At 37.2% G+C, this 11954-nt stretch carries 16 protein-coding genes; 6 read left to right on the top strand and 10 right to left on the bottom strand.

The annotated features are described in order from the left end of the window. Nucleotides 1-129: 129 nt before the first annotated feature. Nucleotides 130-627 carry a molybdopterin-binding protein gene (locus tag QNH17_RS08095; RefSeq protein WP_283878207.1) on the top strand — a complete coding sequence of 166 codons (498 nt, stop codon included), beginning with the start codon at nucleotides 130-132 and terminating at the stop codon, nucleotides 625-627. A gap of 40 nt (nucleotides 628-667) precedes the next feature. On the opposite strand, the gene QNH17_RS08090 is transcribed toward QNH17_RS08095, so the two are convergent. Continuing rightward, a complete protein-coding gene (locus QNH17_RS08090; RefSeq protein ID WP_098572738.1) occupies nucleotides 668-1996 on the bottom strand; it encodes a PhoH family protein in 1329 nt (442 codons plus the stop codon). Between the two features lie 204 nt (nucleotides 1997-2200). Between QNH17_RS08090 and QNH17_RS08085 the strand changes: the two genes are divergently transcribed. Continuing rightward, nucleotides 2201-2785: a YhcN/YlaJ family sporulation lipoprotein gene (locus QNH17_RS08085; protein ID WP_283878206.1), complete on the top strand. Its 585-nt coding sequence runs from the start codon at nucleotides 2201-2203 to the stop codon at nucleotides 2783-2785. A gap of 93 nt (nucleotides 2786-2878) precedes the next feature. On the opposite strand, the gene QNH17_RS08080 is transcribed toward QNH17_RS08085, so the two are convergent. After that, the gene (locus QNH17_RS08080) at nucleotides 2879-3334 is read right to left on the bottom strand and encodes a pyridoxamine 5'-phosphate oxidase family protein (RefSeq protein ID WP_283878205.1); all 456 of its coding nucleotides are present in this window, start codon (nucleotides 3332-3334) and stop codon (nucleotides 2879-2881) included. A gap of 175 nt (nucleotides 3335-3509) precedes the next feature. Here QNH17_RS08080 and QNH17_RS08075 point away from each other — a divergent pair, with 175 nt between their 5' ends. Next, nucleotides 3510-3710: a YlaI family protein gene (locus QNH17_RS08075; RefSeq protein ID WP_283878204.1), complete on the top strand. Its 201-nt coding sequence runs from the start codon at nucleotides 3510-3512 to the stop codon at nucleotides 3708-3710. 84 nt (nucleotides 3711-3794) lie between these two features. Here QNH17_RS08075 and QNH17_RS08070 read toward each other — a convergent pair whose 3' ends face one another. Genes QNH17_RS08070 through typA form a run of 3 tightly spaced genes read right to left on the bottom strand, consistent with a single transcriptional unit; the run spans nucleotide 3795 to nucleotide 6264 of the window. After that, nucleotides 3795-4085, bottom strand: coding sequence for a hypothetical protein (locus QNH17_RS08070; RefSeq protein ID WP_283878203.1), 291 nt, complete (start codon nucleotides 4083-4085; stop codon nucleotides 3795-3797). A 15-nt stretch (nucleotides 4086-4100) separates the two neighbouring features. Then, a complete protein-coding gene (locus QNH17_RS08065; protein WP_144548773.1) occupies nucleotides 4101-4406 on the bottom strand; it encodes a YlaH-like family protein in 306 nt (101 codons plus the stop codon). A gap of 19 nt (nucleotides 4407-4425) precedes the next feature. Further along, complete coding sequence (gene typA / locus QNH17_RS08060) at nucleotides 4426-6264, bottom strand: translational GTPase TypA (protein ID WP_283878202.1); 1839 nt, start codon at nucleotides 6262-6264, stop codon at nucleotides 4426-4428. 172 nt (nucleotides 6265-6436) lie between these two features. Here typA and QNH17_RS08055 point away from each other — a divergent pair, with 172 nt between their 5' ends. Beyond that, nucleotides 6437-6622, top strand: a complete 186-nt coding sequence (locus tag QNH17_RS08055) for a YlaF family protein (RefSeq protein WP_283878201.1) — start codon at nucleotides 6437-6439, stop codon at nucleotides 6620-6622. Between the two features lie 29 nt (nucleotides 6623-6651). On the opposite strand, the gene QNH17_RS08050 is transcribed toward QNH17_RS08055, so the two are convergent. Further along, entirely contained in the window at nucleotides 6652-7449 is a 798-nt protein-coding gene (locus tag QNH17_RS08050) for an inositol monophosphatase family protein (protein WP_283878200.1), read from the bottom strand. 264 nt (nucleotides 7450-7713) lie between these two features. Further along, entirely contained in the window at nucleotides 7714-7908 is a 195-nt protein-coding gene (locus tag QNH17_RS08045; protein WP_098572623.1) for a YkzI domain-containing protein, read from the bottom strand. Between the two features lie 179 nt (nucleotides 7909-8087). Here QNH17_RS08045 and QNH17_RS08040 point away from each other — a divergent pair, with 179 nt between their 5' ends. Further along, complete coding sequence (locus tag QNH17_RS08040) at nucleotides 8088-8720, top strand: YktB family protein (RefSeq protein WP_283878199.1); 633 nt, start codon at nucleotides 8088-8090, stop codon at nucleotides 8718-8720. Nucleotides 8721-8763: 43 nt separating this feature from the next. Here QNH17_RS08040 and QNH17_RS08035 read toward each other — a convergent pair whose 3' ends face one another. Both QNH17_RS08035 and QNH17_RS08030 read right to left on the bottom strand, forming a co-directional pair. Next, nucleotides 8764-9036, bottom strand: a complete 273-nt coding sequence (locus QNH17_RS08035) for a UPF0223 family protein (protein ID WP_283878198.1) — start codon at nucleotides 9034-9036, stop codon at nucleotides 8764-8766. 42 nt (nucleotides 9037-9078) lie between these two features. Next, complete coding sequence (locus QNH17_RS08030) at nucleotides 9079-10038, bottom strand: NAD(P)H-dependent flavin oxidoreductase (RefSeq protein ID WP_283878197.1); 960 nt, start codon at nucleotides 10036-10038, stop codon at nucleotides 9079-9081. Between the two features lie 202 nt (nucleotides 10039-10240). Between QNH17_RS08030 and QNH17_RS08025 the strand changes: the two genes are divergently transcribed. Continuing rightward, nucleotides 10241-11713, top strand: a complete 1473-nt coding sequence (locus QNH17_RS08025; RefSeq protein ID WP_283878196.1) for an aminotransferase class I/II-fold pyridoxal phosphate-dependent enzyme — start codon at nucleotides 10241-10243, stop codon at nucleotides 11711-11713. A gap of 52 nt (nucleotides 11714-11765) precedes the next feature. On the opposite strand, the gene QNH17_RS08020 is transcribed toward QNH17_RS08025, so the two are convergent. Beyond that, complete coding sequence (locus QNH17_RS08020) at nucleotides 11766-11888, bottom strand: GapA-binding peptide SR1P (RefSeq protein ID WP_283878195.1); 123 nt, start codon at nucleotides 11886-11888, stop codon at nucleotides 11766-11768. Nucleotides 11889-11954 lie beyond the last annotated feature (66 nt).

The following is an 11954-nucleotide window of genomic DNA, read 5'->3' as shown; positions in this document are numbered from 1 at the left end:
ATAAAGCAGCAAGTTGGGACAAATGTTCTTCATAGATGATTTATCTTTTAGCGAAACCCGATTGTCCTACTATGACATCTTGCAAAAAAAAGTTATACTAATTATGCAAAGGTTTAGGGGGAATACACTATGGAAAATATAATTATCATTTCAGGAAACGTGAAGTATACAATCACACTTGATCCTAGTGTGTGGATTTTTGACGACAGACGAGTTGATTTAACCACCTATTTTACAACAAAGTTAGAGAATTCTCAATCATTGGAAGAGTATACAAAAGCAGTATCCAAACATTGGGACCGTGAAATTATCGAGGGTGCGATTTACCCGCCTACATTGAAAACTGAAAGAAAATTTGAAAAAGAAAAGGTATTGACCGGGACATTCGGTATACCATTAAAACCCTTTTTACAAAATTCAGAACCTGCTAGTAATGCAAATACATTAGTTATTCACTGTATTAACAGTGAATATGAATACCCTCTTGAAACGGCCAATGATTTTATCTTAAAATTTTCCGATAATGGCAAGCCACTTACAGTAGACGGACCAATTCATGTTTATTTTGGCGATGGCTCCAATCAGAAAACTCCGATTAAAAATGTTACGCGTATAACCATAAAATAAGACGGGTGCCTTTGGCGCCCGTTTTACTTTTTAATATAATTTAGAGTAAATCTGCAGCCAATAGAGCTAATCCCGACCTTTCTCCTTTCATTAATTTAACATGTCCTGAAATAGACTGATCCTTAAATTTTTCAACGACATAAGTTAATCCGTTGTTATATGCATCAAGATACGGATGATCAATCTGTTCAGGGTCGCCCATTAACACAATTTTACTTCCTTCTCCAACACGCGTAAGGATCGTTTTCACTTCATGCTTCGTTAAATTTTGGGCTTCATCTATGATGATGAATTGCTTCGGTAAACTTCTGCCGCGAATATACGTTAATGCCTCCACTTCAATTGATCCCAGTCCCGCTAAAATAGCATCAAGTTCTCCTGGCTTTTTAGTGTTGAATAGAAATTCGAGATTATCAAAAATGGGCTGCATCCATGGTCTAAGTTTCTCTTGTTTTTCTCCCGGTAAAAATCCTAAGTCCTTCCCTACCGGGACTATCGGCCTTGCCACTAAAAGTTTTTTATATTCCCGGAAATCTTCCGTTTGCATCAAACCAGAAGCAAGTGCTAACAGCGTTTTTCCTGTTCCTGCTTTCCCAGTTAATGTCACTAAATGAATATCTTTTCGTAATAACAATTCAATTGCCATCGTCTGCTGAACATTCCTGGAATGGATGCCCCAAACATGCTCTTGGTTTAAAGCTAGTTTTTTTACTTTCTTACTGGTTTTATCTACCATTCCTATGGCAGATGCAGAACTCCCCAATGCATCTTTCATTACTAAAAATTGATTCGGATAAAATGGGTGATTTGCTATCTCAGAGAGATTCAGTTCACCTTTTTCATAAAAACGACCTAATAACTCGATGGGAATCAACACTTCAAAAAAGCCTGTGTAGATATGATCGATTTCAACTACTCGATCATTTAAAAAATCTTCGGCATCTAATCCAATTGCATCTGCTTTGACCCTGACAAGAGCATCCTTACTTACTAGAATAACTGGCTTTCCATTTTCTTTGGTTTGTTCTTCTAAAAATAAATTTTTCGCAACAGCCAAAATTCGATTATCATTTGTTTTTTCAACAAATATATCCTGAAGCTCATGGAAAGTACGATGATTCAACTCAATTCGGATGGTCCCTCCGTTTTCAAGAGGAATTTTTTCATGGAGTTTTCCTGAAGCCCTAAAGCCATCAATTAACCTTGATACTTGTCTTGCATTTCTCCCTACTTCATCCATGTACCTTTTCTTTGAGTCCACTTCTTCAAGAACCACTGCAGGAATTACAACCTCATTATCTTCAAAGGAGAAGAGTGAATACGGGTCTTGCAACAAGACATTCGTATCTAACACGTATATCTTACTCAAAGCAACGCCTCCTGCTTTACTTGTTGTTTGGATTGCAACTTGCAAACAACCCTTCTGCTAGATTGAACTTTGGTAAAATATATGTTTATTGGAATAAAGATAGAAGGATTTCCGCACAATAAATGTTAGTGAGACATTCAATTCAGATAAGTGATTATGACTTTATCTCAATTATTTATAAAGCATTGCGGAGGTGGAATAGAAATGAAGAAGACCTTTATCATAACTGCGTTCTTGCTAATCTTAGCCGGCTGTAGTACAAATAAGGAACTCTCAAACAATGTAAACAATTCATCCGTTAAAGTAAAAAACAGCTATATTGAAAATGTTGATCGAAAAACAGGGCAAGAGATCTCTAAACGATTGGTAAAACTTGCAACAAGTATTCCAAATGTTAAAGATGCAACTGCTGTGGTAATAGGAAGATATGCCATTGTCGGTATTGATGTGAACTCAAAAATTGACCGTTCACAAGTAGGGTCCATTAAGTATTCCGTGGCTGAAAGTTTAAAAAAGGATCCCTATGGTGCTAAGTCAGTAGTCGTAGCTGATGCGGATACAACGCAGCGTTTGAAAGAGATTCAAGAGGATATTAATAAAGGCAGGCCAATCCAAGGTATTATGGAGGAACTTGCAGATGTAGCCGGTCGATTAATGCCAGAAGTACCTGGAGATATACTTACCCCAAGCCCTAAAAATGCTCCTGAAAAACCAGATAAAAAGCTAAAATCAAACGACCAAAAGAAGCTGGAAAAAGAACAAGAAGACCAATCTAATCACTATAAATAGAAAAGCGGAAGCGCCTATCACGGCCGCTGGAGCTAGACAGCAAACAAATTTCAAAGATATATACTAAGTATAAAAAAAAGCTTAGGTTAACTCCTAAGCTTTTCTTATTGCATCCATAACTTGATTGTCTAACTTTTGGGCAGCATTTTTATCATAGGTTTTGTCATATTGAACCTCTGTGACTATTTTAGAACCATAAAACATAACATCCCTTACCGCAGTAATTTTCACCTGGATAAGAGCAAGTTTTAGTGGCACATCCTGCAGTTTTTCCTCTTTTACCAGAGCGTCCCCGTGAATAGCATATGTAGATTCATTCGCAATCAAATTAATAACCACTTGATTGTTTTTATGAATATTCTCGAGGATCCTAGAGCGATTATCTACTGCAAAATAGATGGTACTTTCATCCTTTGCAAACACCCAGGAAATAGAACTAACATTAGGACCCCCTGTTTCATAATCAACTGTTGCCAATGTCACAAACCGCTCTTTTTGAAGCTCATCATATAAAGGCTTAATTAGCATTGGTTCTACTTGATTTGCCATTTTCTACATCCCCTTTAATTAGATCCTTTACCCTGTTTTTAAAAAAACAGATATTCTCATATTACTACTATCCCTTTCTTTCATCAAATTTAACCAATTGATTACTTACAAACTTTCTGCCATGATATACTAGAGGAAAACCATCGGTTATTAGAAATAGTTAAAGAGGTGTCTTATGAGAGTTAAATGTGTAATTTGCGATAAAATTGAAGCAATTGAGGATGAATCGTTTGTGGCCAAACGACTTCGTAATCGTCCCATCCATACATATATGTGTAATGAATGTAATGCAAGAATAGCCAAAAAAACAAATGCCAGATTTGAAACAGGAAATTTCCGTTTATACCGTACGAAATCGGAGGAAGACGACTGGTGAAAAAAAACGAAAGCGCACGTGTAGATTATTACTAAAAAAACCATCATGCACATTCCAAATTGGAATGAACATGATGGTTTTTATTTATTCTTCAATTGGATAATTCTCATACTTTTCTGGTTCTTGATTAATCTGTTGCAGCATGACCTCTATCAATTCCCGTGGAAAACGAGTTTTTTTCGTCTCATCCCCTTGTTGATAGGAAACATAATACATGACAACATCTGTTGTTACCTCTATGTTGGAGAGGTCAAGATCAGCTAACATTTCTTCAAAAAGGTGTAAAGTATCTCGAGCTGCTGTATCATCAGGACGTGAGTCGCATACAACCTTAATTGTAAGCCAATTATATAGTGTATCCTGAACGGATTTCATTTAACTAAACCCCCGTTATTTCGCTTCAGCCTGATGCTTTTTCGTTTGATGTAAGCGTATTTTATAAATTATCAATAACACGGCCGCACCTGCGAGCCCTTCCGCGATTGGCAATGCATAAGAAAAAATCAGCATAACAAAGCATCCAATCAGTAAGCAAGTATAAATCACGATGTTTTTCAAAAGAGGCAATTTTTTTGCAAAGCCTAACTTATATACAATGGCCGCTAAAATAACAATATATACATACTGTAACCACACAGCGGTTTTTACATCTGTTAGTTCAATGAAAAATCTAAGGCTAGGAGAGAATCCTTCCATCTTCTTGCACTCCTTTTACTTAACTCTGTTCAGCATATTTTTTCTTTTTAGCAGCTCTTTCACGTTCATTTTTATCAAGAATTTTCTTACGAAGACGAATCGATTCCGGTGTAACCTCACAATATTCGTCGTCATTTAAATATTCTAATGACTCTTCTAATGTCATAATGCGCGGCTTTTTAATCACTGATGTTTGATCTTTGTTAGCTGAACGCACATTTGTTGCCTGTTTCATTTTAGTAATATTAACGGTGATGTCATTTTCACGAGTATTTTCGCCCACGATCATCCCCTCGTATATTTCCGTACCTGGTTCAACAAAAATAGTTCCACGGTCTTCCACTTGCATGATACCATATGTGGAAGCTTTTCCAGATTCCATTGAAACAAGCACACCTTGGTGTCGTCCACCGACTTGGCCTGGTAACATTGGCTGGTAGCTATCAAAGGTATGATTAATAATTCCATAACCACGAGTCATCGTTAAGAATTCGGTAGTGTAACCAATTAAGCCACGTGCTGGCACATTAAAGATTAAACGAACTTGGCCGGTACCATTATTGATCATATCCAGCATTTCGCCTTTGCGGGCACCAATAGATTCCATTACTGCACCAGTATGCTCTTCTGGTACATCGATTTGGACTCTTTCCACTGGTTCACAACGTACACCATCAATTTCTTTAACGATAACTTCTGGTTTAGAAACTTGAAGTTCATAGCCTTCACGACGCATGTTTTCAATTAAGATTGATAAATGAAGTTCACCACGACCAGAAACGATCCATGCATCCGGTGAATCTGTGTTATCCACTCGTAAACTTACATCAGTTTGCAATTGTGCCCGTAATCTTTCTTCAATCTTCCTTGCAGTTAAATACTTACCTTCTCTACCTGCAAATGGACTGTTGTTTACAACAAATGTCATTTGTAATGTTGGCTCATCAATTCTTAGAATTGGTAGTGCTTCTTGATGTTCAACCGGACAAACTGTTTCACCAACGTTGATATCTTCCATCCCTGAAACTGCGATTAAATCACCCGCTACTGCCTCTTGGATTTCTTGACGCTTTAATCCAAAGAAACCGAAAATTTTGGTCACACGGAATTGCTTAACTGAACCATCTATCTTCATTAGGGCAACTTGTTGACCTACCTTCATCGTACCGCGGAAAACACGGCCGATACCGATTCTGCCAACATAATCATTGTAATCAAGAAGAGCAACTTGGAATTGTAAAGGATCTTCACGATTATCAACTGGAGCAGGTATATATTCAACAATTGCATCATACAAGGATTGCATATTTTCATCTTGCTTCTCAGGGTTAGTACTTGCTGTACCATTAATCGCTGAAGCGTAAATAACTGGGAATTCAAGTTGATCCTCATTTGCTTCAAGTTCAATAAATAAATCGATTACTTCATCGATTACTTCTGCAGGTCTCGCAAAGTCACGGTCAATTTTATTAACAACAACAATTGGAGTTAAATTCTGTTCTAATGCCTTTTTAAGAACAAAACGAGTTTGTGGCATACAGCCTTCATAAGCATCAACTACAAGTAATACCCCATCAACCATTTTCATAATCCGTTCCACTTCTCCGCCAAAGTCAGCGTGTCCTGGAGTATCCAAAATATTGATACGAGTATCTTTGTATTGAATAGCCGTGTTCTTCGCGAGGATGGTGATTCCACGCTCTCTTTCTAAGTCATTAGAATCCATAGCACGTTCTTCAACATGCTCGTTAGAACGAAATGTTCCAGATTGTTTCAACAATTGATCCACCAACGTGGTTTTCCCGTGGTCAACGTGGGCAATGATTGCAATATTACGTATATCATTTCTTATATTCAAAAAATTCCACTCCTATATTCTAAAAATAAGTCTATTTGTAGTTTCCCATTCACAACTAAAACATTATACCACAATTAAAGTGGAAACCCCTAACCATTTTATTGTAGAATATAAAATATACAAAAGCATTGTACGTTTGAACTGTATTTTTCAATGAAAAAGGGGTGAAAAAATGAAAAACGTAAAGTGGTCATTACTCGTTTATGCGATCCTTGCAGCGGCAAGTATTATGGGGATTGGTGTTGCAATTAGCGAAAAAAGCATAATCGGTGCTATTGGCTGTATCCTTGCAATTATCGTAATTATGGGAATGGGATTTAAAACAAAAAAGAAAATGCGTGAAAATGGAGAATTATAAAAGAAGAAGCCTACAACGGCTTCTTCTTTTTACCATCTTCCCTCTTTTAAGTAGTCCTTCAAGATCGATTGGTGTAATCCTTGATTTGCAGTAAATAATGAATCCTGTGCAAGGAAGCTCAGTTTTTCTCCCCTTAGATTTGTAACAAAACCGCCAAGTTCTTCTATAATTACTGCCCCTGCAGCAACATCCCAAGGAGATAAGCGCATCGAGAGGTACGCATCAACTCTTCCTGTCGCAACAAACACCATTTCAAGGGCTGCCGAACCATATGATCTTGTTCCCCGTGCATCTCTCACTAGAGGAATCATTAAATTATGATCAATACGGCGATTTTCCATGACCCATGTTGCATTTAGTGCTATGATGGATTCCTTAACAGTTGAATCCTTTAGAGGAGCCAAAGGTTTTTCATTTAAATAAGCTCCATTTCCCCTTTTGGCATGATATAGTTCGTCATGGAACACATCATAAATGAGCCCAATTTTACCAATCCCATTCTCATAAATACCAAGAGAAATAGCAAAATTTCTTTGTTGATGAATAAAATTCATCGTTCCATCGATTGGATCAATCATCCAAACCACACCATCAAGATTTTCTAGTGTATCCCCAAACCCTTCTTCGCCCAATATTTTATGATCAGGATAAACCGCTCTGATCTTACTAATAAAAAATTGTTCAATTTCTTTATCCATATTCGTTACCAAATCATTAGCATTTGACTTCGTTTGAATATTTAATGTTTCATCAAAAGATAATCTAATTCTAGCTCCTGCGGCATTAACCCATTCCTTTGCATGAAAATAAATTTGATCCCAGTCCATAACTCTCCTCCAAATAATTCTATAATCCTGTCAAGATTTCAATGTATGTAGTATGATGCATCATAAATTAAATAATGTACCTATAGCTTAATCAAATTGTTGGAACACATCAACTTTTAAGAGGTACCCGTACCACATCAAAAAGGACAATAATAAACGAACCCCCTTCATTTTTACTGGAGTTCGTTTTATAAGTTCAGAATATATTCTATTTCTTTCCATCCTGCTTTATTTCTCCTTGGATAAAAAAACATTATTAATTTATCAAAGTGCTTTTAATCGTAATAATTCTTGGCGGATTTTTTCTAATTTTTGTTTGCATTCCTTCATTTTTTTCTCATTCTTTTCTTCAATGGCTTCGAATAATGTAGCTAATTCATAATCCATTTCCAATCTTAAAACTGCTGTTCTTTCCTTTTCGCTTGCTTTTTTAAGTGAGGTATTCATTAATTGTTTCACGTTTCTCCTCCCCTTCCTGGATTTAACTCATTTTTCAGATTATTTTTTTACTGTATAATATGAGTCAGGGAGATATGTTGCAACAAATATGTGCTCTTACCTAGAAAGCATCAAATTATTGGTCTCTCTTATTGTTATGCTACAATTAAGAACAAATGTTTAGCTGGAGGTTTATACGTATGGTTTTTAAAGGATTTACAAACGTTGATTTTGATGTTTTTTTAATAGATGGTTTAGAGGCAAGAATGGAGGCTTTGAAGGAAACCGTTCGACCCAAATTAGAAGAATTAGGCAATCACTTCGCCCCTTTCATTTCTTCACTTACGGATGATGAAATGTTTGTTCATGTAGCAAAACATGCCAGAAGGACCATTAATCCGCCTAAAGATACTTGGGTAGCATTCTCTAGTAATCCTCGAGGTTATAAAATGCTCCCCCATTTTCAGATTGGCATGTGGAACACCCATTTGTTTATATGGTTTGCCGTTATTTATGAAGCACCTCAAAAAGATTTAATTGCTGAAAGATTTTCAAAAAAATTAGCAAAGATTTACAAAGATACTCCAAAGGACTTTGTTTGGTCAGTGGATCATACAAAACCAGAAACCATTGCACACAGTCATTTATCCAAAGAAGAACTTCGTTCGCTTTTTGACCGCCTGCAAAACGTAAAGAAAGCAGAATTATTATGTGGGTATACGATTGACAGAGAACAAGTCATTCAATTAGGTTCCGATCAGTTAGTTCAACAAATTGAGGACGTATTTGAGAAGGTAGCCGCTCTATATCGAATCTCACAAAATAGAAAGTAAAAAGAAAACAGCTCCTGCACAAAAGGTGCAGGAGCTGTTCATCCTATTTCATTTTTATTCTATCCCCGGAGGATGCATCTTTTACCTTTTTTATGGTTCGATAAGACGAATAGCCACTCATTTCTTCAAATTCATTACAAATTGTCTTTTCTTCAGCTTTGCTAGGAACAATCTCTTTAAAGCGGCGATACGCCTTCAATACTTCATCGCGGTCAATTCCCTGTTCATAAGCCTTTTCAATTGTTTCGAAAAATGCAATCACATCCACAATTTCTTCTGTACTCCAATGATGATCAATAGGATATTGGTATTCCATAATTTCACCTTCTAACTAATTCAACTAAACAGAATCATATACTTATTTTCCCCATTTTGCACGAATTTGTTCTGCATCATGAATCATTCGACGAAATAATTCTTCAACTGTAGGGACATCTTTAATTAACCCCATCACTTGACCTGCCCATGCAAAGCCCTCATCAGGTACACCATCATAAATATAGCGTTGGTTTGCAGTTCCACTAATGTAATCTTTTAATCCATCGTATCCCCCATTGTTTTTTTCAATGTCCAGAATTTTTTCTGTCCAACTGTTAGCAAGTGCCCTAGCCGGAGCACCTAGTGTTCTCTTTATCACCACTGTTCCAGATTCATTGCCTTCTACTAAGGTCTTCTTATATAACTCGTTGGCATGAACACATTCCTTTGTTGCAATGAATCTTGTACCCATTTCAATTCCTTCTGCACCTAAACTAAGGGCAGCCATTAGACCGCGGCCATCACCTATTCCACCCGAAGCAATAACTGGTATAGAAACAGCATCTACAACTTGAGGCACCAAAACCATGGTACCTACATCATCTCGGCCAAGATGTCCCCCACCTTCCTGCCCCACGACCATAACAGCGTCTGCACCAAGTTCTTCTGCTTTCACTGCCTGTCTTCTAGCTGCAACAAGGACGAGTGTTTTTATCTGTGTCCCTTTTAATTGCTCAAATATGGGAGCAGGGTTTCCTCCTGTCATTGAAACTACCGGGACCTTTTCATCAATAGCCACTTGGAGAAAATCGGCGAATGGTCTGCCATGCTGTCCAATCGCAAAGTTAACCCCAAAAGGATTGTTTGTCAGTTGTTTCACTTTACGAATTTCCGCTCGAAGTTGTTCAGGTTCAGCTAAGGACATGGCCGTAATCTGTCCAAGACCACCAGCGTTTGAAACGGCTGCCGCTAACTCAGAATAGGCTAAATAAGCTAATCCCCCTTGAATGATCGGATAACGTATGTTTAATAAATGAGTAACTCGTGTTTTCCATTCCATTTGAAACCCTCCTAAAAACTTTCTACTTGTTATTTCGTTACTTCAGGGTAATTTTCCTGTATTCAAGGGAAACTATCGTAAACCGGGCAAGGAATAACATATATTTCTTTGCAATGAATAGGAATAATGCTATAATTCCTTTTGTTTATTATTGAAATTCGACATAAATAGAGTATTTTTTACAAAGAGGTGTGGTTAACAATTGACTCAAAATCAAACACCGTTATTTAGCGGTTTATTAGAACATGCAAAAAAGAACCCAATACAATTCCATATTCCAGGTCATAAAAAAGGGGCTGGGATTGACCCTGAATTTCGTAACTTTATCGGGGATAACGCCCTGTCTATCGACCTAATAAATATCGGGCCGCTAGACGACTTGCATCAACCAAAAGGGATTATCAAGCAAGCGCAGGATTTAGCAGCGGAAGCCTTTGGTGCGGACCGAACATTCTTTTCGGTACAAGGCACAAGCGGAGCAATTATTGCGATGATCATGGCTGTTTGTGGACCTGATGATAAAATTATCGTTCCTAGGAATGTCCATAAATCAATCATGTCGGCCATTGTTTTCTCTGGAGCTATTCCCGTATTTATCCAGCCCGAAATTGATAAGGAATTAGGTATTTCACATGGAATCACTCCCGATGCCGTAGCAAGAGCTCTTACACAGCATCCAGATGCAAAAGCAGTATTAGTTATCAACCCAACTTATTTTGGTATATCCGGAGATTTAAAAAAGATTGTTGAAATTGCACACTCTTATGATATTCCTGTCCTTGTTGATGAAGCCCATGGTGTTCATATTCATTTCCATGAAGAACTTCCTCTCTCTGCGATGCAGGCTGGTGCAGATATGGCTGCTACAAGCGTTCATAAACTAGGCGGTTCAATGACCCAAAGTTCGATCCTAAATGTTAAAGAAGGCCTTGTTTCTGCCAAACATGTCCAATCCATATTAAGTATGCTAACTACTACCTCAACGTCGTATTTATTGCTTGCTTCACTTGATGTCGCACGTAAGCAATTAGCTACAAAGGGAAGGGAATTAATTGATAATACCATTAAAGTAGCACAATCAATTCGTAAAAGAGTTAATGAGATTGAAAATCTGCATTGTATTGGTGAAGAAATCTTAGGCTCAAAAGCTACCTTTGATTACGATCCAACTAAATTGATTATTTCTGTGAAAGAATTAGGTTTAACTGGTTATGATGTAGAAAAGTGGCTAAGAGAAAAACATAATATTGAAGTGGAACTTTCCGATTTATATAACATTCTTTGTATTATCACACTTGGAGACACAGAAACCGAAGCAGACTTACTAGTAAATGCTCTCAAGGAATTAGCGGACGAATGCCAGCACAGTACTGATAGAATTGAACCTGTAGAAGTTCTTCTTCCAGAAATCCCCGTGCTTGCATTAACACCTAGAGATGCATTTTATGCGGAAACTGAAGTTATTCCTTTTGAAGAATCAGAAGGAAGAATCATTGCAGAATTTGTAATGGTTTATCCACCAGGTATCCCAATTTTTATCCCTGGTGAGATTATTACAAAGGAAAACCTCCATTACATCCGGAAAAACCTCGAAGCAGGCCTCCCTGTACAAGGACCGGAGGATGATGAACTTAAATCACTTCTCGTGATTAAGGAATATAAAGCAATAAAATAGAACAAAAAAACAGGATTCCATTTAGGAATCCTGTTTTATTTATATTTAGCTATTAAATATCTTCCTCTGTATGATGATCCTCGCAACAATTGCACTTAGAATAAAGCACCGTTACTTTTTCATCTTCAAAATGATCAATAGTAGAATTACATGTTTGGCATACTAAAGTACCCATCTGCTCAATCCCCTTTTCATTAATGAATGTCCAAAAAGTGAAGTATTTATATATCCTTAATCACAT

It is taken from the genome of Neobacillus sp. SuZ13 (assembly GCF_030123365.1).
Lineage (GTDB): Bacteria > Bacillota > Bacilli > Bacillales > Cytobacillaceae > Neobacillus.
This window is presented reverse-complemented; position numbering and strand designations above follow the sequence as displayed.